13 protein-coding genes and 1 tRNA gene are annotated in these 21197 nt (G+C 55.5%); all 14 read right to left on the minus strand.

Annotated features, from left to right (window positions below; translation table 11 throughout):
* Positions 1–77: 77 nt before the first annotated feature.
* The gene (locus QMZ65_RS13350; RefSeq protein ID WP_283216166.1) at positions 78–1082 is read right to left on the minus strand and encodes a family 8 glycosyl hydrolase; all 1005 of its coding nucleotides are present in this window, start codon (positions 1080–1082) and stop codon (positions 78–80) included.
* A gap of 9 nt (positions 1083–1091) precedes the next feature.
* On the minus strand, positions 1092–1538 hold the full coding sequence (bcsD, locus tag QMZ65_RS13355; protein WP_034827794.1) for a cellulose biosynthesis protein BcsD: 447 nt from the start codon (positions 1536–1538) through the stop codon (positions 1092–1094).
* Complete coding sequence (locus QMZ65_RS13360; protein WP_283216167.1) at positions 1539–5342, minus strand: cellulose biosynthesis protein BcsC; 3804 nt, start codon at positions 5340–5342, stop codon at positions 1539–1541.
* Positions 5343–5353: 11 nt separating this feature from the next.
* Positions 5354–7897, minus strand: a complete 2544-nt coding sequence (gene bcsB, locus QMZ65_RS13365; protein ID WP_097118490.1) for a cellulose biosynthesis cyclic di-GMP-binding regulatory protein BcsB — start codon at positions 7895–7897, stop codon at positions 5354–5356.
* Positions 7894–9999, minus strand: coding sequence for a UDP-forming cellulose synthase catalytic subunit (bcsA, locus tag QMZ65_RS13370; protein WP_160833354.1), 2106 nt, complete (start codon positions 9997–9999; stop codon positions 7894–7896). The genes bcsB and bcsA overlap by 4 nt, the downstream gene beginning before the upstream one ends.
* Positions 10000–10061: 62 nt before the next feature.
* Positions 10062–10862, minus strand: a complete 801-nt coding sequence (bcsQ, locus tag QMZ65_RS13375) for a cellulose biosynthesis protein BcsQ (RefSeq protein ID WP_160833353.1) — start codon at positions 10860–10862, stop codon at positions 10062–10064.
* Entirely contained in the window at positions 10853–11641 is a 789-nt protein-coding gene (gene bcsO, locus QMZ65_RS13380; RefSeq protein WP_160833352.1) for a cellulose biosynthesis protein BcsO, read from the minus strand. Before bcsO ends, bcsQ begins: the two co-directional genes overlap by 10 nt.
* A 477-nt stretch (positions 11642–12118) precedes the next feature.
* The gene (gene dppF / locus QMZ65_RS13385) at positions 12119–13126 is read right to left on the minus strand and encodes a dipeptide ABC transporter ATP-binding subunit DppF (RefSeq protein WP_160833351.1); all 1008 of its coding nucleotides are present in this window, start codon (positions 13124–13126) and stop codon (positions 12119–12121) included.
* Positions 13116–14102 carry a dipeptide ABC transporter ATP-binding protein gene (gene dppD, locus QMZ65_RS13390; protein ID WP_038643846.1) on the minus strand — a complete coding sequence of 329 codons (987 nt, stop codon included), beginning with the start codon at positions 14100–14102 and terminating at the stop codon, positions 13116–13118. The genes dppF and dppD overlap by 11 nt, the downstream gene beginning before the upstream one ends.
* Before the next feature lie 12 nt (positions 14103–14114).
* Positions 14115–15017, minus strand: a complete 903-nt coding sequence (gene dppC / locus QMZ65_RS13395) for a dipeptide ABC transporter permease DppC (RefSeq protein ID WP_034827779.1) — start codon at positions 15015–15017, stop codon at positions 14115–14117.
* 10 nt (positions 15018–15027) lie between these two features.
* Entirely contained in the window at positions 15028–16047 is a 1020-nt protein-coding gene (dppB, locus tag QMZ65_RS13400; protein ID WP_034827777.1) for a dipeptide ABC transporter permease DppB, read from the minus strand.
* A gap of 198 nt (positions 16048–16245) precedes the next feature.
* Entirely contained in the window at positions 16246–17856 is a 1611-nt protein-coding gene (gene dppA / locus QMZ65_RS13405; protein WP_034827775.1) for a dipeptide ABC transporter periplasmic-binding protein DppA, read from the minus strand.
* A gap of 1343 nt (positions 17857–19199) precedes the next feature.
* Positions 19200–19276 (minus strand) — tRNA-Pro (locus tag QMZ65_RS13410).
* A 125-nt stretch (positions 19277–19401) separates the two neighbouring features.
* Complete coding sequence (gene eptB / locus QMZ65_RS13415; RefSeq protein WP_097118486.1) at positions 19402–21093, minus strand: kdo(2)-lipid A phosphoethanolamine 7''-transferase; 1692 nt, start codon at positions 21091–21093, stop codon at positions 19402–19404.
* Positions 21094–21197 lie beyond the last annotated feature (104 nt).

Genomic DNA, 21197 nt, shown 5'->3' on the forward strand with positions numbered 1-21197 from the left:
CCCTTTCAATTGCGTAGTACGTAGCACTGCTACAAAAACTGCGCTATGAGCTGACAACGCGATGTATCGCGAAATATCTAACGCTTTTCCTGATACGCCAGCCAGGTCAGTAACTGCAAGCTGGCGGAGAAGTAGTTCTGATCCGGCGCTAAACGATCGCTGAGATAACCGGTTTGATTCAGGGTCAGATCGCGAATCGCCAGCAAGCCGCCGTCCATATTGTATGGCGCAGGGGTGTTGGCGAGCACATCAAACCAGGCCGGTGTCGTCTGGCGACCATAGCCCTGCCAGACGCGCTGGAACGGCACCAGACGCAGGCTTTGCGGGTCATACCACCAGATATTGAGCGGGATACGAATCGCATCGTAGCTGAAGCGATTGGAGTAACCCACTGCCGGAGCCACTGAACCATCGGCATTCAGCGCCACCCAATCGAGCGGCAGACCGGTTTTGCCAAAATGCATATCACCGAGCAGTTCCATGCCGTCATCGATCAGGTTATTCCACACGCGCAGGTGACTGCGGTCAGCAAACTCCTGCCAGGCGGCAAACAGGAAATACGAGGGATTCAGCACCACATAGCTGTTTTTATTGAAGCCCTGTGCGCCTGGCAACATCAACGTGTGGCCGCCAAACGTGATTACGTTTTGTTTGATGATGGCGCGCTGAATACGGTCAGAAGTTGACTGATAATCACCGCCCCACTTTTGGCCTGCGCGCTGCAGTGCCCAAGCAATCAGCACATCACCATCAGAGGCATTGTTCTTGTCGGCAATTGGGTCTGAAGCACCCGGCGTGTAACGCCAGTAGAACAGATCGTTTTGCGGATTACGCAGATGGGTGCGCGTCCACTTCCACAGCAGATCAAACGTGGTGCGGTCGTCATTCGCGACGGCCAGCAGCATGCCATAGCCCTGACCTTCGGTGTGACTGACATTATTGTTGGCTGTATCACTGATACGACCATCGCTGCTCATAAAGCGGCCTTTAAAAGTGCTCCAGCCATCTGCGGCGGCTTGAGCACTAAAAAACATCACCATGAAACACAGCATCCATTGACGCCAGAAGCGTATGACTCTCATCAAACAATCCTATTGATATCGGTAATGCAGCGTGTTGCCGTCATTCTTTTCGAAGGTAACCGGCACCGCAGCGCTGCCGCCCTGTGCCTGCAGCCACTGTGAATAAACACCGGCCAGCACGGCGCTCATCGCCAGCTGCCAGCGCTCTGCACCCACCTTGCTGTCGCCCTGCGGCAGCGCATGATGCTGAATCAGAATGGCATTTTCCAGCGGCTGAAGCTGGGTGAACCCCCAACTAAAGCGCGCCAGTTGCAGATTCATCTCGCGTTCCAGATCCTGCACGGTGCGCGCTTCCGCTAAAGGATAGCGCGCTGCCAGCGATGCGCCCACATTGTTGAGGAAGCCTTCGGCTTCCTCGCCCGCGTTGTCCAGCATCCCTTCAATCATCACGCTGACCAGATCAAACCAACCCGGCTGATGCGGATGGCTGACGCGCGCGGTTGCCTGCTCACTCATTTAGTTGTCTCCGAACAGATAACGGAAGTACAGATTCGCTGTGCTCTCGTTGTAATCGCCAAAGGTGTCGTAGCCTAATTGCCCACCCACAGTGACATCTTTGTTGATCTTGTAATCCGCACCGGCGTGCAAGTTGTAGCCAATACCGTTCTTGCTCTCGCCGCTGTAGTAAGCGCTTTTCACGTAACCCTGATCGGCCAGACTCTGCATTTGTGCCTGGTAAGTCGGATCGTTCGGGAAGTAAGCGCTCTTATCCTGGCTGTAGGATTGATAACCCACCGAACCGCCCACGTTCACTTTCAGATCGTCGAACTTGCGGGAGAACTCAATCGGGAACGAGACCGATGCATAGTTCTGCGGGCTGAAGTAACCGCCCTGACCGTAGCTGAAGTAACTCAGGTTTTTCGAGTAATCCATCCACGACAGGCTCATGCCCACCTTCAGCTCGCGATCGTCGTAGTGGAACGGACGCACATACGCACCGGCAGTCGCCTGCACGCTGTTGTTACTCGCCACGTTTTCACCAATGTAGCTGTAAGCGCCGCCGCCGACGTAGAAACCGGCATCGCCGTTATCGTAGCTCAGCAACGCATTACCGCCGTTTTTGGTCACGCGACCCCAGCGCTTACCGCTGGTTTTATCTTCCACGCCCACATAGGAGAGCAGGCTGTCGGTCATCGCACGACGTTCACCGGTGAGGATCAGCGTCAGGAAGTCAGTGAGTTTCGGTGACCACTGCACGCCCCCCACCAGGGTACTCAAATCCTGTCCCAGTGGCGTACTGCCGAGGTCGATCTTGTAGCTGTCGCCTTTCAATGCCAGGTTCAGCTCAACACCGGTGGCTTTCTGCGAATCAGTGGATGAAGACGGGACATCGTCAATTTTGGCATCGCCAGACGCCACCACATTACCCTGCACCAGGGCATTGGTGCCGAAACGACGCCACGCGTCGCCCGCCGCACTGCCCGCCGTGAGCGAGACAGGTGTCATAGTAAAGTCAAAGCGCGATTCGCCAAACGGGACGGTGGAGAAAGTCAGTGGCGCTTTGGCTTCGGTCAGTTTGCTCAGACCCGATTCGCCGTCACGACCACGTACCTGCATGCCACCCTGAATCCAGGTGCCGGTTTTCTCTTGTAGATCGTCCATCATACTGTCGATCTGGCGCAGCGTCTGGCTCTGCTGGATTGCCGGTGTATTGCTGGCCAGCGTGGTCCCCGTTGCGCTGCTGGTGACATCCGGTGCCGATTGCCATGGCATCACCGCGCCATAAGCAGACGGAGAACGCCCCACCGGCGAAGTACCCCGGTTGATGAACGGGTTATCCGCCAATGCCAGACCACCCACGCTTGGCGTATCACCGTTGGTGGCATCCTGCAGACCAATCAACTGCCCGCGCGCGCTGCGCAGATAGCTCATGGCCTGGCTGTGATTGCCGTTGGCTTCAGCCACGCGCGCCAGTAACAGCTGGCGATCCGGTGACTGCTCATTGTTCAGGCCACGTGTCAGGGTATTGGCTTTATTGACGTCATTATTCGCCAGTGCCACGTTGATGGCACCGGTACGCGCATCTTGCGTTGGCGTATCCTGGGTCATCAGGTAGTCATACACCACACCCGCTTCTTTGTTCATCTTGCCGGACTGATACAGTCGCGCCATGGCGAACATCAGATCGCGGTTCTGTGGATCGTGCTGCAGTGCGCCCACCAGCTTGTCGTAAGCCGCGGCGTACTGCTTCTGCTCACGCAGACGATCCACTTCGTTGATCACGTAACCGTTGCGAATACCCGCCAGCTGCGTTGGTGTACTGCGCGCCTGCAACTCCGGGCTGCTGAGGAAGCTCTGCGCTTCGGTATTCAGACCCGCCTGGTTGAGCACCGCAACCTGTGCAGCGTAATCACCGGCATTCCCCTGAATGCCGCGCTGCATATTGCTGCGCACCACAGAGACAGCGGTGGTGAGATCGCCCGCTTTCGCCAGCTTCTGTGCCAGGTTACCGGCATCCACCGGGTTGGACGGAGGTGACGAGGCCAGCGCACGCAGGGTATTCGCCGCTGCAGCATTCGAGCCCTGCGCCAGATACTGATCGGCGGTGGTCATCTGCAGGTTGAAGTTCACACGCTGCGCCAGCTCGCGCATATCGCTGCTCTTGCTGCCGTTCGGTATGCGTGACAGCAGTAAACTCGCCTGCTGCCAGGCACCGCTCTCGCTGGCGTTCAATGCGCCAGCATACAGCTCTGCCGTGCTGGCGCCGCTGCGCATCGACGGCTGCATGATATTGGCGGCCATCATATTATCGCCCTGTGCGCGATAAATACGCGCCAGGTCGAGGCGTAACCAGCCATCATTCGGGAAGCGCTGAATACCGCTGTTCAAGGTGGCTATCGCGGCGCTGTTGTTGCCCGCCGCCAGCTCACGCTTAGCCTGCGCACGAATCGGATCGGTGCTGCTGCCGCGCGGGGCCACGCTCTGGCGCACGCTATCCGGCAGAGAAGCCAGCAGCGTGTTGGCTTCGGCACTGCGGTTCTGCTGACGCAGCACGTAGAACAGGCCTTCTTTGGCGTTACGGTTGTTCGGATCGGCTTGCAGGATAGAGCGATAAGTTTGTTCTGCCTGGTCGAGTTGGTTACTGCGACGCTGCACGTCCGCGCGGAACAGCTTAGCGGAAACGCCTTTCTCGCCATCGGCCTGCGCCAGGGGTTCACTCAAGGCTAATGCCTGCGCGCTGTCACCGTTTTTCAGCGCCTGCTGCGCGGTCGCCAGTTGAGCATAGAAGCGCGCATCGGCTGCCTGCTTTTGGCGCGTCTCGCTCTGATCGCCGCCCATCTGCGCGGCGCGCGTCAGATAATCAGCCGCTTCGGCATAGCGCCCGGCACGCTGAGCCACATAGCCCATACCCGCCAGTGCATCGGCATCCTGCGGGTTCGCCTGCAGCACTTTCTCAAAGTTGTTCTGCGCGTTGCTGACGTCACCACTGTTCAGTGCGGTAAAGCCAGCCCCCTTCTCAGCGCCGCCAACATTTTTACGGTAGTAATCCATCACCGCATTGTCTTGCGGATGACGCTGCTGCCAGGTTTGGTATAGCGAGGCATCGGACGCCTGCGGGCCGAGCCACAGCAGCGCCTGGCGCAGTGAACGGTCAGCGTCTTTATTGCCATCCGCCAGCGTGCCCAGCAGATCAATACCCTGACGACGGGTCGATTCCTGATAGGTCAGTGCTTTGCCGAGTGCCAGCTTCGCGCCGGTATCTTGTGGATGATCGGCCGCGAATTGACGCAGCGCTTCGACCGCCTGCGGCAGCAGCGAGCGGTCTCCGGCCATGGTCAGGTAATATTCCGCCGCCACGCTCGGTGGTGGCTCATTACCATTAAAGGTATTGCGCCAGGTTTGCAGCGAAGCTGCAATATTGCCACTGCGGGCCTGCTGGCGCGCTAACGACAGCTGCGCCTGTGGGATGGTTTGCAGCTGACGCGCATTATCCAGTTCGGTGAGGTGCGGATCGTTCGGCGATGCGGCACTCAGTCGCGCGCGCCACTGCGCCGCTTCCGCGCTGCTGCCGCTCTGCTGGGAATAGAGCGCCAGCAAATAAAGCGCCTGAGTGTTGTTGGGTTCCACCATCAACACTTTTTGCAGCGAAGATTTGGCCAAATCGTCATGCGCTTTCTGATGCCAGTAAGCCGCCTGATCAAACAACGCTTGTAACGCAGGATTGGTGCTCTCCGCCGCCAGCAGCGGCTGAGAGAACGCCAGTGCCCCACCCAGAATCAGGGCATGACGAATACCGGCACTCAACAGATTTTTTTTCATTGTTTTTATCCTTACTTCTTGCCGGACTTGCTATCAGCTTTCGGGTTGAGGCGTCGCCATGCATGACGCTTCAGCATCGCCCATGCGCTACCGCCGACCAGCGTTGCCAGCACCAGAGCGGCCAGCGCCATCAGCACCGAATGCTGGTTGGCATACCACACCACCATCATGTACCACGGCATTTCGCCACTCGGGAACTGTGGACCGACGCGGAAACTGCGAATACCGTTTTCATCAGTGATGATGGCGGTATCGCCACGAATGCCCGCGTTAATGCGCGCCGAGTTGAGATCTTCATGCAAACGCAGCAGCTGTTGATCGCTGGTCGCCACCGTCATCACCACCAGGCGATCGGCATTCCACGGCGAGCGGTAGCTGACAAAGCCACGCCACGCTTCGTTGGAGGAGAAGTAACGATCGGCATCCAGCTGCTGAAGGTTCCAGTCGCCGGTCAGCCAGCCACGCAGCTTGTCCCAGGTCGTCGGATCTTTCACGCCCAACGTATTACCGCTGGTCTGATAAGGCGTGTTAGCCAGCATCTGCTGATTGAATTCACTGTTCTGTGTGGTGCTCACCGCCAGCAGATCACTGTCCTGCAGGCGTGTCAGGTTAGTGCCACCATTTGGCAAACCAAACAGCACCTGATTCTGCACCAGCGGTACACCGGTCGCGTTACCCGCACGTGAAGACATATCCAGCAGCGTGGAGATCTCTGCATCGGTCGGTTTTTCTGGCAGCAGCAAGGTGGTCTGCGAGAAGTCCGCCAGACGCGAGAACGGGAATGATGCGCCAACGAAGTACGACAGGTTCGGCAGCATGGTGAAGTGACGCGTGTGGCTCAGATCGATCCACGAATCATCTTCGATGCGGCTCTTGATGTTGTTGTTGAGCAACACACCACATGGCGCGTCCGCTTTCGGTTTGATGTTGAAGTACAACGCCAGCTGGTTATCACCGTAAATCAGATACGGCTCCAGCTTCAGGGTGTAGTGCTCCTGACGGGCGTCGCCGCCAAGACGATGCCAGGCGCTCTCCAGCAAGCCGACTTTGTTTACGGTCAGGTTGCGCAGGAAGGTGCCGTTAAGCATCACGTTGAGGAACGATTTGTTCTCATCAATCCAGCTTTCCGACGGGAAGCGGTAGTGCAGCTCGACCGGAATAGTGTCGCCATCCCACATGAACAAATCGGGTGCCGCGCGGAAGTTCACGCTCAGCGCATCATGCCAGATGCCGGTGGTGGTGAGACTCTGATCTTTACGCAGCAGCTCGCTCAACCGCACCGGACGAGTGGTATTGATCCAGCGCGGCGCGTCATACGGCTTACGCAGGCCAATCGGCTGCGGCTGCACGTTCAGGCTGCTGGCATCGGTCGCCAGCGGTTGCGTGGTCAAACGGTTTGCCGCCTGACGCAGCTGAGCATCATCCGCACCGACAACTAACAGCAGTTTGTAAACCGGGTTGTTCGGGTTATCAATCACCTGCAACAGCGGACCGTTGGTGGCAGGTAAAGTCACAGAACCGATCTTCTCACCGGGATGACCAATCAAAATGCCGTTGTGCTCAGGCAGATCGCCACGCACCACCGGGAAACGAATGCCGCGATAGTCCGATTGAATACCCATCCATGATGCCACTAACGCCGCCGCGCTGATGCTGTCCGGCGTGGCATTGGCGGCAAAGCCAAAGGTCACGCTGGCTGGCGTCATACGCTGCGCATCCATAAACGGACGCGGGAAGTTGCGCAGGCTGGTGCCGATATTCAACTGCTGGCCTTCGAGGCTCAGCGTGGTTTTAGGCAGAATCGACACCTGATACTGCTGTGCACTCTCTTTTTCGCACAGCAGTTTGTCGGCATCGTTAATTTTGAAGCTGAGGTTGTTGCTTGAGACCACCATCGCCGCTGGAATATCCAGCTGATAGTCGCTGACATCGCTGTCGCTTGAACCCAGCGGCAAAGTGCCCAGCGGCTGACCATTCAGCATCAGCTGCAACGAGGTATTACGCGCCGCCAGTGCTGCTGAAACGCGCAGCGACAAATTCAGACGCGCGTTGGTGATCACTTCATCGCTCGGCAGAGTAAACACGATGCCCGATTGCAGCTGACCGCCCGTTAAGGTGATGCCCTGCGGCTGGCCCATCTGCGCCACGGAAATGGTGCTGCTGATAGGTTGATTGAGCATCGCAGAAGCGGAAACCACGGGTGCGGCGACTGATGCTGCAGGTGCCACATCAGGCAGCACCATCTCTGGCGCTGGCGTGGTAGCAGGCGGCTCCGTCTGTGGTGCAGCCGAGTTCGTGGCGTTGGCTGCTGGCATATCCGTCGCAGCCGGGGCAGTATTTTCAGTTGCTGGTGCATTTTCAGTGGGCGCATAAGGTGTTGCACCCGCCGCCTGCTGCAACTGGGCATCCGCTTCACTCTGGATGCCTTGCGGTGGCGGCACGTTGGACAAGGCCGAACTATCCTGCGTTACCGCAGGGGTTTCTGCCCAGGCCGGGGCGAGCATCAGCGCCGTCGCCAGCGAGCTTGCCAGCAACGTTTGCGTCAAATTCTTCATACTGCGCTGTCCTCTTTCACTGCCGACTGGTTTTCACGCTTATGCTTCTCACGGCGATCTTTCCAGGTCAGCCAGAACAGCTCAAATACGGTACGAATAATAGTGCCCAACGATACCAGCGGGTTGTCCTGCTTATACTCGGGCTGGATCCACGCATCGGCGCGCGCCAGTACCACACGCACCAGCTCACGACGACGCGATAGCGGCATATCACCAAAGCGCAGACGAATGGTCTCTTCATCGCCGGAGATTTTGCTCACCGGAATAGTGATGGCACCGGATTTCAGCAGCAGATCAATCTCTTCAATTTCATCATGCTCATGACGGTTGTCCGGCGCATCCAGTTGCGCGCCGCCCATCGACAGGTCGCTGGTTTGGGTGCGTGATGAGATACCGCTGGCGTAGTGAATCACCGCCGGAATCTGCACTTCGATACGAATGGTTTTACGTACCTGCTTGGTTTCGCGCGCCACGGCAATCGCCGCCATCAGGATGATCAGGCTGAACACCGCCCAGCCGACGTTGAGAGCGATGACATAAGGATCCACGCCGAAGTAGTCATGCGCAACAGCACGCACCACACCCGCGACGATACCAATGGTCAGCAGTACCGCGACAATCACATGGGGGCGGACGATGTGGAAATCGAAGAAGCCCTGGTCCAGCAGGCCCCCCTTATCCGTTACGTTAAATTTACCGCGCTTTGGTGCCAGCATGGTCAGCAACGTCGGGATCACGAGGTGGAAGCACATCACGGTTTCGTAGATTTCACCCCAGAAGGTGTAACGGAACTTGCCGTTCATGCGGGAGTTGACGTACAGCGACATCACCAGATGCGGCAATACGTAGGCGAAGATCAGCGACGCCGACGAGTGAATGATGTTCAGGTTGAACAGCAGGTACGCCAGCGGCGCGGTCAGGAATGCCACGCGCGGCAGACCGAACTGGAAGTGCAGCATGGCGTTGAGGTAGCAGAGACGCTGCTGCCATTTCAGACCACGGCCAAACAGCGGATTATCCACACGGAAGATCTGCGTCATGCCACGCGCCCAGCGGTTACGCTGAACCACGTGCAGACCGAGACGTTCGGTGGCCAAACCGGCAGCCAGCGGAATCGCCAGGAAGGCTGAACCCCAACCTAAACGCTGCATTTTCAATGCGGTGTGCGCATCTTCGGTCACGGTTTCCACCGCAAAGCCACCAATCTCTTCCAGCGCGCTACGGCGAATCACCGCACAGGAACCGCAGAAGAAGGTGGCGTTCCAGTTGTCGTTACCCTGCTGAACCGGGCCGTAGAACAGCGCGCCTTCGTTCGGAATGGTACGCGCTGCACGCAGGTTACGTTCAAACGGGTCCGGTGAATAGAAATAGTGTGGCGTCTGCAACAGCGCCAGCTTGGGATCGTTCAGGAACGGACCGACGGTCGCCTGCAGGAAAGTACGGGTGGCGACGTGGTCACAGTCAAAGATGCAGATCAGCTCACCCTTGGTGATTTTCATCGCATGGTTGAGGTTACCGGCTTTCGCATGACTGTTGTCGTCACGGGTGATATAGCCCACCCCTACATCGGCGGCAAAAACCGCAAACTCGCTGCGCTTGCCGTCATCCAGCAGATAGACCTTGAGCTTGTCACGCGGATAATCGATGCACTGCGCCGCCAGCACGGTATCACGCACTACGTCGAGGCTTTCGTTATAGGTCGGGACATAGACGTCAACGGTAGGCCACAGGCTGGTATCGTCCGGCAACGGTTCAATGGTGCGTTTTAATGGCCAGGTGGTTTGCAGGAAGCCGAGAATCAGAATCAGCCAGACATACAGTTCGGCCAGATATAAGCCGATGCCGAGAATCGCTTCAATCTCGGAATTAAACTGCAGCGTCTCCGTGGTGCGCCACCAGATATATCGGGTCGACATCAGCGCAGAAAGGATAACCATGATGACAGTTATTTTGCGGCTTTTGCTGAAGCCCAGTAAAAACATCATCCCGATGCTGATTAAGCCAAAAATATATTGTTTTTGGCTGTCCATAGGCGTGATGACGATTACCGCAGCCACAGGTGCAAGCACCAGCAGCAGCAGGTAAAACCCGAGTTTACTCATGATTCACCCTAAAGAAGCTGTGTTGTTATTATTGCTAATACCGCCAGGCAAATGCCTGGCGATTAATAATGGCTGCGGATAGGTGCCTGAACTTCACCGTTACCCACAGTAATATTCAGGATATTGGCTACGCGCTTCGCCACCAGTTCAATATCAAAGGCTGCGGCTGATGCCGGGCTGAAATCATAAACTGATTGTTGTGAAGCATTGGCTTCCGCGACGCTTTCATCACGATGCACCACGCCTAATAAATTTTCGCCCAAACGCTGCTGCATAAAGCCGGTGACTTCGCGACTAATATTGCGGCGATTGTCACTTTGATTAAGTACGAAATAGTGACCACGCTTATTATTGAGCGGCTTACCTATCATGCGGTCATTTTCAATTTGCGGCAGTAAAGAGACCGAGGCGGTATCTGCCAGCATCACCACTAGATGCATATCGGCCAAAGCGGCCATGGCTTTAAGTGCAGGACCAGGGCCTGGCGGGAAATCGGCAATAATCACCAGTCCCGGATAATTTAAAACTGTGTCCAGACCGCGGCGCAGGAAATGCGGATCTTTAATCAGGTTCTCTTCAAAACGCTCACGCTGATCTTCGGTCACATCGCCATGAGGCATGACGAAAATATTACCGCCGGTGGTGAGGATGGATTGGCTCCAGTCAGCCTGCTCTTCAGAACGCGCAACAAAGCCGCGACCATCGTGCAGTGGCACACCAAAATGCAGACGCAAGGCGTTCTGGACATCGAAATCGATTGCCAACACCTTGCTGCCAGCGCGAGCCAGGCTCCATGCAAGGTTGGCCGCCATGGTGGTTTTCCCTACTCCCCCTTTTGGCGAGCACACACAAACTAACGGCATAGCGCAATCTTCTCCAATAGCGGTTTTAAGGGTGTTTCTTTTGAAAGATGAGCAGGTTCCGTCGCACGCGAGCGGAACAGGGCACCAAAACGTGAGGGTGCAGAAGCTGCCGGACGCGCCGGTTCAACCGGAGCGGTGAAGGTAGACGCGGGCGCACTGAACGTTGTTGTAGCCTGCGGCGCTTCAGCCGATGTCGCGGCAATCGGTGAGTCTAAAGGCGCTGGAGCAGGGTTCGCTACAGGTGCGGGAGCCGGCGTCACGGTAGGTACCGCAGCGATAGGTGCGGATGCAGATAAAGGTGCAGCCGCCGGTTTCGCTGGCGGCGGTGGAAACAGCGACGTCGTGGCCTGCCGCTCAACATGGGTCGCTTTCGGTGCCTGTGAGATCACAGAAGGCGCCGGTTTAGCCGCTGGTGCAGGCGGGAAAAGTGATGAGACTCCCGCAGGCGGCGTGGATGGCGCAGGTTCTGTAGGCGCAGTGGCCGCCAGGCTGTCGGGAATTGAACTGCGTGAAGAGCTGGCCGCAGAGGAAATTGCTGCTGGCGCACTCTGCATCGGCGCTGCGGGCGCGCTGAACTCATTGCCGCGAATCGGCTGTGGCTGTGGCAGATCAATACGTTGGCCGCTACCCAGGTCTGGCTCATTATCGTTCGCTAATTGGCGTATGATCGCCCACTGGCTGTGATCCGCTTCCTGCGATTGCCCAGACATGTCCTTAAAAGCGATATCAAGCGTTTTGGTCTTTTCTTTAAAACGCTGCAGATCGTCGTAATTCTTCATGATCAGAGCCTGTAAAAGCGGGAGGGAATTTTCCGCGAATATATCACACACATTAAAAGAGAGTGAGAGAATTCTGATTATAAAAACGGCGTATTCAACAAAAGACTTTTATCAATATGATTGAAAATCTGGCAATGCAAAAAGCGTGCAGATATTTAAGGCCGGAGATTTATTAATATCGATTAACTGAAATAATAACGGCAAAAACATTCACCTAAGCTACTGATATGATGAGAAAGTGGTTCAAGTTACGGATTTAACAGCTGTGTGATTACACTCACATAATCCTGACGCTATTCAGAATTTGCCTTAACGATTCTCCCTCCTAATCAGGACCAATCGATTACTGATGCACTGGAGTAATACATTTCCTGGCGGTTCTGGCAGAAACATTTTTCTTGTTAGCATTCCTGAAGTATAACGCAGGAAAAAATAAAGGCTCCCGCAGGAGCCTTCATTCATTTCTGGCGTTGTTAATTACACGCCCACTGGCTGATTCTCGTCCTGATCCACCGCGAAACAGGCAATTTGCTGCTCGCCATATTGCTTAAGTTTGGGCTGCAACTGGACGCAGGTACCAAAGCGGCGGCGGCAGCGCGCGTTAAACGCACAGCCCGGCGGCGGATTGAGTGGACTTGGCAGTTCGCCGGTCAATTTAATCCTTTCACGACGCTCATCTGGATTCAAACGTGGCGTGGCTGACAACAAGGCCTGCGTATAAGGATGACGCGGATTGCTGAAAATGGCCTCTTTACCGCCGCGCTCAACGCAACGACCTAAATACATCACCATCACTTCGTCAGCGATATGCTCCACCACCGACAAATCATGAGAAATGAACACATACGACAAACCCAAATCCTGCTGCAAATCCATCATCAGGTTCAGCACCTGCGCACGTACGGAAACGTCGAGCGCAGAAACCGGTTCATCGGCAATCAGCACATCGGGATCGAGCATCAAACCACGCGCAATGGCGATACGCTGACGCTGACCACCGGAGAACATATGCGGATAGCGATCGTAGTGCTCGGTTTTCAGGCCCACCTTCGCCATCATCTCCAGCGTCTTCTCACGGCGTTCCGCTTTACTCAGCGAAGTGTTAATCAATAACGGCTCTTCGAGAATCTGGCTGATTTTCTTACGCGGATTGAGTGAGCCATACGGGTTCTGGAACACGATCTGGATTTTCTGACGACGCAGCTTTTGCGCCTGCGGATCGTGCTTCAGCAAATCCTGACCATGCCAGTAGAGCTGGCCCTCGGTTGGCGTTTCAATCATGGTCAGCAAGCGACCAAGTGTGGATTTACCACAGCCCGACTCACCGACCACCGCCAGCGTTTTGCCGCGTTCAAGGTTGAACGAGACGCCATCCAGCGCTTTCACCAGACGCTCCTGGCCAAACAGCCCTTTCTTCACCGGGTAGTGTTTTTTCAGGTCGATCGCCTGCAGCAGGTAATCCTGCTTAGTGTTATCAAGACTCATAAGTCGGTCTCCCGGCATCATCCAGTGGGAAATGGCATTTAGACTGGCGACCCGGAATGTCACGCAGTTCAGGTTCTTCACGACGGCAGCGTTCGGTCACATACGGACAGCGCGGATTGAGCAGACAGCCGGTAGGACGATCATATTTGCCCGGCACCACACCCGGCAGCGAAGCCAGACGCGCTTTATCTGCGGCAAACTCCGGCAACGCGCGCAGCAGCGCTTGGGTGTAGGGATGACGCGGGGCTTTGAAGATATCCACCGCTTTCCCGCTTTCCACCACCTGTCCGGCGTACATCACGATGATGTGCTGCGCGGCTTCTGCCACCAGCGCCAAATCGTGGGTAATCAGGATCAGCGCCATGTTCTCCTGCTTCTGCAACTCCAGCAGCAGTTCGATGATTTGCGCCTGAATGGTCACATCCAGTGCAGTTGTCGGTTCATCAGCAATCAGCAGCTTGGGTTTGCAGGCGATCGCCATCGCGATCATCACGCGCTGGCTCATACCGCCCGACAACTGATGCGGATAAACATCAAGACGAGAGGCCGGATCGGGAATACCGACCTGATCCAGCAGGTCGATAGCACGCTGACGGCGCGTGCTTTTGCTGCCGCCCTGATGCACCTTCAGCGCTTCCATGATCTGGAAGCCCACGGTGTAGCACGGGTTGAGGCTGGTCATCGGGTCCTGGAAGATCATCGCCACTTCTGCGCCCACCAACTGGCGGCGCTCTTTTTCAGAGATCTTCTGCAAGTCGCGCTGGTTGAACTCCAGCTTTTCCGCCATCACACGACCGGGATAATCAATCAGGCCCATAATCGCCAGCGAGCTGACCGACTTACCCGAGCCGGATTCACCCACAATCCCCACCACCTGGCCTTGTTCAACCTGGTAGCTGATACGGTCTACTGCACGGAACGGTGTTTTTTCGTCGCCGAAGTGCACCGACAGTTTTTCTACATTTAATAGTGCCATCTCGGTGCCTCTTTACTGCTTGAGTTTCGGGTCGAGTGCATCACGCAAACCATCGCCCATGAGGTTGAATGCCAGCACGGTGAGCAGGATGACGACACCAGGGAACGTCACCACCCACCAGGCACTTTGCGCATACTGCAACACGTCGGAGAGCATGGTGCCCCACTCCGGCGTTGGCGGTTGCGCCCCCATTCCGAGAAAGCCCAACGCCGCCATATCGAGGATGGCGTTGGAGAAACCTAATGACGCCTGCACGATCAGCGGTGCCAGGCAGTTAGGCAGAATATTGACGAACATCTGGCGCAGCGTACCGGCACCCGCCACGCTGGAGGCGGTGACGTAATCGCGATTCACTTCCACCAGCACCGCAGCACGCGTAAGACGGATATAGTGCGGCAGCGCGACGAAGGTGATCGCCAGCGAGGCGTTGACAATCGACGGACCAAAAATCGCCACCAGCACCAATGCCAGCAGCAGGCTTGGCAGCGCCAGCATGATATCCACCAGACGCATGATCACCGCGTCGACGACGCCGCCGAGGTAACCTGCCATCAGACCAAACACCACGCCAAGGATCAGCGACAGCACTACCACCAGACAGCCAACCAGCAGCGATAAACGTGCGCCGAACATCAGGCGTGACAGCACATCACGGCCCACGTCATCGGTGCCAAAGATAAATTTCCAGCTGCCGCCTTCCTGCCACACCGGCGGATGCAGCAGCGCATCACGGAACTGCTCTGACGGCGCATGCGGCGCCAGCACATCGGCGAAGATGGCGATCAGCAGCATCAGAATGATGTAAACCAGGCCAATCACCGCGCCTTTATTGCGTTTGAAGTAGTGCCAGAATTCCTGAATCGGGGTCATCGGCTTGGGTGCAGCGCTTACGCTTGCGGGATCAACAGTTGTCATGATGCCCCCCTTATTTCTTATGTCGAATGCGCGGATTGACCACGCCGTACAACAGATCAACCAGCAGGTTGACCACGATGATCAGAATTGCCACCAGCAACACGCCGCCCTGCACCACCGGATAGTCACGGCGCTGCAATGCTTCGATTAGCCAGCGACCCAGTCCCGGCCACGAGAAGATGGTTTCTGTCAGAATCGCACCGGCCAGCAGGGTGCCGACCTGTAAACCGATAACCGTTACCACCGGCAGCATCGCGTTGCGCAGTGCATGCACTACGATGACGCGCATACGCGTCAGGCCTTTAGCGCGCGCAGTGCGGATATAATCTTCACCCAGCACTTCCAGCATTGAAGAACGCGTCATACGCACGATCACCGCCAGCGGGATAGTGCCCAGCACAATGGCCGGCAAAATCATGTGCATCACCGCATCTTTGAAATCGCCCTCTTCACCCCACAGCAGCGTATCAATCAGCATAAAACCGGTGAGTGGGTGGCTGTCATCAAGGAAAATCGTGTCACTGACACGCCCGGATACCGGTGTCAGGTTGAGCTGCACCGATACCAGCATGATCAGCATGATGCCCCACCAGAAAATCGGCATGGAGTAACCGGTCAGGGAGATGCCCACTGCAGTGTGGTCAAACACCGAACCGCGTTTTACCGCCGCCAGCACGCCAACCGGAATGCCCACCGCAATCGCGAAGAGCATCGCGCAGATGCCGAGTTCCAGCGTGGCTTTGAAACGAGGGACGAACTCATCCCATACCGGGATGCGGCTTTTCAGCGAGATGCCGAGATCGCCGTGCAGCACACCATTAATGTAGGTGATGTACTGTTTCCACATCGGCTGGTCGAGGCCAAATTGGGCCATCAGCTGGGCGTGACGCTCGGGAGAGATACCGCGTTCGCCAGCCATGATCAGCACCGGGTCACCGGGGATCAGATGGACAAACGCAAAGGTCAGTAAGGTAATACCGATGAACGTTGGGATGACAAGGCCCAGACGTCGGAGTATGAATTGCAGCATAAGCCGGATTCTCAGTCATTTCCCGTGGCGTTGCCGCCAGGGACTACATTGCTCACAACACGCAGCCGACAATGCCGGACGCGACGCAAGAAGCGCTTCAATATAAGAAATTAGCCGGAAAAAAAGTGCGGAGACCGGGCGGCAAAGGTGCCGCCCGAGGGCCAGCAGCGCTGGCCCAGACCGCGATAATCCGAAAGGTTATTCCTGGATATCGACGTTTTCGAAGTGATGTTTACCTAATGGATCAACCACATAGCCAGTCACTTTCTTGCTCACCGGCTCATACACGGTGGAGTGAGCAATAATCAGCGCCGGAGCCTGGTCATGCATCACTACCTGAGCCTGTTTGTAGAGCTCAATACGTTTGTTGTGATCGGCTTCAGCACGTGCAGGCTGAATCAGATCTTCAAACGGCTTGTAGCACCAGCGTGAGTAGTTAGAGCCGTCTTTGGCGGCGGCACAGCTAAACAGGGTGGCGAAGAAGTTGTCCGGATCCCCATTGTCACCGGTCCAGCCCATCATGACAGTCTGGTGTTCACCGGCTTTGGCGCGTTTCAGGTACTCGCCCCACTCGAAGGTGACGATCTTGGCTTTCACGCCAATTTTCGCCCAGTCAGCCTGAACCATTTCCGCCATACGACGGGCGTTCGGGTTGTAAGGACGCTGTACCGGCATCGCCCACAGGTCGATAGAGAAACCATCCGGCATGCCGGCTTCTTTCAGCAGCTCTTTCGCTTTGGCAGGATCGTAAGCGTAATCTTTCACATCGTCGTTGTAGCCCCACATTGTTGGTGGGATCAGGTTTTTCGCGGCCTGGCCAGCGCCCTGATACACAGCGTCGATGATGGCTTGTTTGTTCACCGCCATGGTCAGTGCCTGACGCACTTTCACGTTATCCAGCGGTTTTTTCTCGGTGTTGAATGACAGGTAACCGACGTTCAGACCAGGCTGCTCCATCAGGTTAATTTTGTCATCTTTCTTCATGCTGGCGATGTCAGCCGGGTTCGGGTACGGCATCACCTGGCACTCACCCTTCTGCAGTTTGGCGTAACGCACAGACGCATCAGGCGTGATAGAGAACACCAGACGATCAATCTTCGGCTTGGTGCCCCAGAAGTCCGGGTTGGCTTTATACAGAATGCGTGAATCTTTCTGATACTGCTGCAGCACGAATGGACCGGTGCCCACTGGATTGAGGTCCAGCTTCTCTGGCGTGCCGGCTTTCAGCATGTTGTCCGCATACTCTTTTGACAGGATCGAGGCGAAGTCCATGCCGAGGTCAGCAATGAACGGTGCTTCAGGACGGCTCAGGGTGAAGCGTACGGTGTAGTCGTCAACTTTCTCGATTTTCTCGATCAGCTTCGGCATATCCATACCTTCAAAGTATTCGTAGCTGCCGCCCGATACACCGTGGTACTTGTTGTTTTTGTCGAGCTGGCGCTCGAAGGAGAACACGACGTCGTCAGCGTTGAAGGTACGCGTTGGCTTAAAGTCTTTGGTGGTTTGCCACTTCACGCCTTTACGCAGATGGAAGGTATAGGTTTTACCATCTTCGCTAACGTCCCATTTTTCAGCCAGGCCAGGCTGCAGCTCGGTAGTACCGGTTTTGAACTCAACCAGACGGTTGTAGATCGGCACGGAGCTGGCATCGTAAGTGGTACCCGATGTGAAGAGCTGTGGGTTGAAGCCTTCCGGCGAACCTTCTGAACAATATACGAGGGTTTTCGCCTGGACACCCGCGGCAACAGTCATAGCAATCAGGCTAAGACCGACCTTCAGCATCCTGGATTTAGCCAGGGAGTTGATCATGTTTTGCTCCATTGTGATGTGATGTTGTGTGCGTCGCCCGACCTCTGAATTTTTTTATGCGGTTCGGGCAGCATGCGAGTGGTTTTTTTTGTCATCCGATAGCCAATGGCTCCTCAGAATCGCCCTACTCTGCATGTTATTGACGCATCAATTTGTCAACAGTTGCAAAGAACGTCAATACAAGGTGGGGTTATTTACACAGAGTGTGAGTAAGTGCAAGCAACGATAAAAAACAGGGTTATTGCGCTGAGCCAAAATTTAAAAAGGTGATAAAGCGCGCAATGCCGCGTGATTGTCTGGCTATACAGTCAAATGACAGTGATTATCACCGCTAAAAAACACACAAAAGTTATTGGTAAATGTCGAATAACTGAACGATTCGCCGTGCGTTATGACGTTCAGGCAGCGAAATATGCTGGTGTAATGGCATAAGAAATCAGCAAAAAGCATTAATCGGTCATAAGAAGAATGTGTCGCGAATTAAGCGTGCAGGGTTGATTGCGTGAGGGGTCGAGTCGGTAAAGTGGGAATAATGGCGGGTAAATGTGATTTGTCGGATGGGATGGGTGAATTCTAAGGTTAGGTGCAAACAGCATCGCTTTTAAATGGTGCGCTGCTCAGGGAAGGCGGCTCGATCGCAAAGACGGCGTAAATACATCCCTGTAGCCTCGGTCGCCGCATCCCTGCGGCGAACGCTTTGCTCCCCGAGCCGCCTTCCCATCGCTCATCAGCAATGATGCCGCTGTTTTGAAAAACAGCACGCATCTAAGCAACAGCATGTTTTCTTTATGACAGCACGCACAAAGCCAAATGTTCACTTCCAAAAGCGCGCACAGAATCAGATGAAGGAGGGAATGCGGGGCCGCGGAGTAAAGCGTTACACGCCAGGGATGGCGTGTGTCGAGCGATCAGGGACGAGACAGCGACTTTACGCAGCGGCCCCGTATTTGCTCCTGACTGCACCGGTTCCGCTTTTAAAACCCCGCACAAACTTAACAACTCCGCCCCTGGCAACAAACACAAAGCCGAATGTTCGCTTCCTAAAGCAAGCACAGAATCAAACGAAGGAGGGAATGCGGGGCCGCGGAGTAAAGCGTTACACGCCAGGGATGGCGTGTGTCGAGCGATCAGGGACGAGACAGCGACTTTACGCAGCGGCCCCGTATTCACTCCTGGCTGCACCGGTTTCGCTTTTGAAACCCCGCACAAGAGCGTATTCACTCCTGACTGCACCGGTTCCGCTTTTGAAGCCCCGCACAAGAGCGTGTTCCACCGTGACTGCACAGATTCCACGATCGACAGACGAAAAAAAACCTGCTTTTTCAAGCAGGTTTCTTCAAATATGGTCGGCGAGAGAGGATTCGAACCTCCGACCCACTGGTCCCAAACCAGTTGCGCTACCAAGCTGCGCTACTCGCCGATGGGGGCGAATATTACTGCTCCCCCTTGGGAGCGTCAATCCCTTTTCCGTAAAATCCGCCCGATCGCCTGGAAAGCAAACAGCGCCGCAAAAAGCCCAGCCGCTCAACACCTTCCAGAAAACCCTTACAACGCTTTAGCAGGCGTCGCCGCTGGTGCCTGACACCAGTTATTCGCCGCTTTAATCCCGCCATCCGGCGAACTGTAGCCCAGGCAGCCTAAAATGGTATCGAACAACTCAACATGACGATGGGTTTTCCCTACGCGCTGCTGCGCCTGCAAACGCTCGAAGTTACTGCGGTTGGTGGGATCTTCGAGATATTTATCAGAGGCCCAAACCATCATCGGCACGCGGAACTGCTCCGGCGGCGCCATCTCACGCGGCGTGCCGTGTAAGTGCATATTATCGCTGATCGACTCACCATGATCGGCGGCATAAAACACAATCGCCTTCTTATCACGCAACTGATCGAGCACGCTATCCAGCATGGTATCGACGTAAAGAATCGAGTTGTCATAAGCATTGATCAACTGCGCTTTACTACAGGTCTCATCCACGCCCATACATTCCGGCTGATAACGGGCGAAGCTGCGCGGATAGCGCTGTGAATACAGATAATGCGAACCCTTAGTGTGCAACACCACCAGATGCTTACCTTTCGGGAAACGTTGCAGCGAGGCCTGCAGTTCTGGCACCAGCAGCATGTCATCCACCGCTTTACCCTGATTACGCTTCTCAGAACCAATCTGCTCACGGAACGAGAAATTATTCACATCGGCGTTATCGTAGAACCACACTTCACTCTGCATGGCGAACAGCTCAGAGGTAAAGCCCAGCTCCTTCATCACCGCAAAAACGTTCTGCTCTTTCAGCGTGCGGCCAGGATTATCCATGGTGCCGCCCTCGCGCACGAACATGCAGCGCAGCGACAGCTTAGTGGCGGTATCGCAAGACTCACCGCGGAACGCCACCAGGTTTTTCTCTTTAGAAAGCTTCGGCGTGGTATCGCGGTCATAGCCCAGCAAACCCATGTGGTCCCAGCGCGTGGTCTCGCCAATCACAAACACCACATAGGTATCATCAATGCCCGGCGGTGCCACGTAAGTAAACTTCTTCGCTGGATCGAGCAGTTCCGCCCCATCCATCTCTTCATCGACTTTGGTCCAGGCAAACAGACCTAGCGCCGCAATCCAGTTAGAAGGCAAATACGAGTGCGCCACCACCCCGCCGTAACTTGGCAGGTCGATATTGGTGATCTCTTCATTCACTTTTTGCAGTTTGTCGAAGTAGCGAATCGGCAACCACACCAGCGCTACGCTCAACAGCATGATCAGCGCAGGCTTCAGACGCTGGCCCGGCGTTTTCAATTGCTCAATCAAGGTCTGGCTAAGGTTATTACGCCAAATCAGCAGCAGCGGCAGCGCGCTGACCAGCACCATCCACAGCACAAAGCGCATGCCGACCACTTCTTTAGAGAGATCGACATCAGTGGTCATCACTGAGGCCACGATGCCGTAGCCGATCACCACATTAAAGAAAGCCATGTAATAGGCGGCAGCCACGGAAATTACCACGGTTAACGTGGCAAGGATGCGATAAACCCACTTACCGCCCAGCGATAGCAGACGCATCAGGAAAAACGTCAGCAGCACCGCAGCGGTCACTTCTGCGACCGCAGAAAGCCAGTTAGAGAGGGTGGATTTCGTTAGGAAGCCGTCAAATCGGCGATAAAAAATTGGCAAATTCAACAAGATGCCGAGATAGAGCGCAAGCAACAGCGACAGCTTTTGCTGCGTTAACGTTTTGATATAATTCATTTACTTATTCATTCCTGACCCGGTGTCAATAAACCAACCTTAAATGGGACTATTTAAAGTCAATAGAGTTCGTCCGTGAGCGAGAAAAGCGCAAGCAACGAGCA

The sequence above is a fragment of the Pantoea sp. EABMAA-21 genome, from assembly GCF_030053335.1.
Taxonomy (GTDB): domain Bacteria; phylum Pseudomonadota; class Gammaproteobacteria; order Enterobacterales; family Enterobacteriaceae; genus Pantoea; species Pantoea communis.

Excerpts from the sequence above, each read along its gene's own strand:
- bcsQ (WP_160833353.1), bottom strand. The coding sequence starts at position 10,862 with ATGCCGTTAGTTTGTGTGTGCTCGCCAAAAGGGGGAGTAGGGAAAACC.
- dppF (WP_160833351.1), bottom strand. The coding sequence starts at position 13,126 with ATGAGTCTTGATAACACTAAGCAGGATTACCTGCTGCAGGCGATCGAC.
- bcsA (WP_160833354.1), bottom strand. The coding sequence starts at position 9,999 with ATGAGTAAACTCGGGTTTTACCTGCTGCTGCTGGTGCTTGCACCTGTG.
- bcsB (WP_097118490.1), bottom strand. The coding sequence starts at position 7,897 with ATGAAGAATTTGACGCAAACGTTGCTGGCAAGCTCGCTGGCGACGGCG.
- eptB (WP_097118486.1), bottom strand. The coding sequence starts at position 21,093 with ATGAATTATATCAAAACGTTAACGCAGCAAAAGCTGTCGCTGTTGCTT.
- QMZ65_RS13350 (WP_283216166.1), bottom strand. The coding sequence starts at position 1,082 with ATGAGAGTCATACGCTTCTGGCGTCAATGGATGCTGTGTTTCATGGTG.
- bcsO (WP_160833352.1), bottom strand. The coding sequence starts at position 11,641 with ATGAAGAATTACGACGATCTGCAGCGTTTTAAAGAAAAGACCAAAACG.
- dppD (WP_038643846.1), bottom strand. The coding sequence starts at position 14,102 with ATGGCACTATTAAATGTAGAAAAACTGTCGGTGCACTTCGGCGACGAA.
- dppB (WP_034827777.1), bottom strand. The coding sequence starts at position 16,047 with ATGCTGCAATTCATACTCCGACGTCTGGGCCTTGTCATCCCAACGTTC.
- bcsD (WP_034827794.1), bottom strand. The coding sequence starts at position 1,538 with ATGAGTGAGCAGGCAACCGCGCGCGTCAGCCATCCGCATCAGCCGGGT.
- dppA (WP_034827775.1), bottom strand. The coding sequence starts at position 17,856 with ATGATCAACTCCCTGGCTAAATCCAGGATGCTGAAGGTCGGTCTTAGC.
- QMZ65_RS13360 (WP_283216167.1), bottom strand. The coding sequence starts at position 5,342 with ATGAAAAAAAATCTGTTGAGTGCCGGTATTCGTCATGCCCTGATTCTG.
- dppC (WP_034827779.1), bottom strand. The coding sequence starts at position 15,017 with ATGACAACTGTTGATCCCGCAAGCGTAAGCGCTGCACCCAAGCCGATG.